This window comes from Allobosea vaviloviae (genome assembly GCF_001298265.1).
GTDB lineage: Bacteria > Pseudomonadota > Alphaproteobacteria > Rhizobiales > Beijerinckiaceae > Allobosea > Allobosea vaviloviae_B.
Genome location: NZ_LGSZ01000033.1, coordinates 1 through 1,417, shown reverse-complemented (window position 1 = coordinate 1,417; position 1,417 = coordinate 1). Strand labels below are relative to the sequence as shown.

Here is a 1,417-nt window from a genome sequence, read left to right as displayed (position 1 = left end):
TCGTCCGGTGTCGGCCCTTTCAGCGTTCTGATGGGCGGCTTTTAGCGAAGGCGGCTTTTCCGATGGCGCGACGCCGGGCCAGCTTTGCGATGTTGGTCTTTATGGTGGGAAGATCGATGTCCTCGGGGTCGAAGACGCGTCCGTACCATTCGATCAGCCGCTTGCGTTCGGGATGTCTGGGCTTTGCCATGGCCTCGACGAACTCCTCGAAGCCGGGGATTCCGCCGACGTCTTCCGGCGGAGCGCGGCGGGCGCCGTCGACAAAGCGCGGGTATTCGAGGCCGGGATCGGCATCACCGATGGCCTCGATCGTGAGCGTGTGCTCCCAGTTGTCGCCGAAGTCGTAGGTGTAGGCGAAGCGCTTCAGACCGCGATCGGTCAGCGGCCCGAGCTTGGTGTTCTTGGCGTCGCTGAGCTTGATCCACCCATCCGGGTCGGGGATGCCGTAGCGCCTACTTTGGCCGTCGATCTCGATCGTGAAGTCGAAGAGGTGATAGTTCTCGAACAGCATGACGGCCTGGATGACCTCGTGGCCTCTCAAGCTCGTCGTCAAGGGAACCTCGACGCGCCTCCAGATGGCCGGCTCGACATGATCGAGCACGATTTTGATGGAGGCGATGCGATCGACATGGGAAGCGGCCGAGATCATGCCGCCAGCGTAACGGCCTCTCGTGGCGTCTGCCAGTTCCAAGGCGCGAGATCGCCGATCCGGTTGATGGGATGGTCGCCGATGCGAGCCAGGACGTCCCGGAGATAGGCCTGCGGATCAAGGCCGTTGAGCTTGGCCGTCTCGACCAGTGTGTAGATGACGGCGGCGCGTTCGCCGCCGGTGTCGGAGCCGGCGAAGAGCCAGTTCTTGCGGCCGATGGCGAGCGGCCGGATCGCGCGTTCGGCGGCGTTGTTGTCGATCTCCAGATTGCCATGATCGGCATAGAGGGTCAGAGCCGGCCAGCGCGACAGGCCGTAGCGGATCGCCTTGGCGAGTTCGCTCTTGCCCGACAGCTTGGACAGCGTCGCGTCGAGCCAGCTTCGCAGATCGGCGAGCCGTGGAAGGGCGTACTCCTGACGCGATCGTCGTCGTTCGTCGGGCGGGCGACCGCGAACGGTGTCCTCGACCTGGTAGAGCTCGCCGATCCGGCGCAAGGCCTCGGCAGCGACCGGCGAGGCGTTGGCCTTGTGGATATCGAAAAACTTGCGCCGGACATGGGCCCAGCAGGCGACCTCGCTGATCGCGGTGCGCTGACCGGGGCTGTCGGCATAAAGCTTGTCGAAGCCCGCATATCCGTCGGCGTGGAGATATCCCGCAAAGCCCTGGAGATGGCCTTGCGGGCGGATGCCCTTGCGATCCGGGGTGTAGCGATAGAGGACGGCGGGCGCTGCATCACCGGCATGGGGGCGCTCGTCGCGGACATAGACC

Annotated in this window: 2 protein-coding genes; both read right to left on the bottom strand. The window is 64.7% G+C overall.

Annotated elements, in window-relative coordinates:
• Nucleotides 1-19: 19 nt before the first annotated feature.
• Nucleotides 20-649, bottom strand: coding sequence for a plasmid pRiA4b ORF-3 family protein (locus tag AE618_RS10795; protein ID WP_054209082.1), 630 nt, complete (start codon nt 647-649; stop codon nt 20-22).
• Nucleotides 646-1,417: IS66 family transposase (tnpC, locus tag AE618_RS10790; protein ID WP_156330213.1), on the bottom strand; the 772-nt coding region annotated here is incomplete at its 5' end. The genes AE618_RS10795 and tnpC, both read right to left, overlap by 4 nt.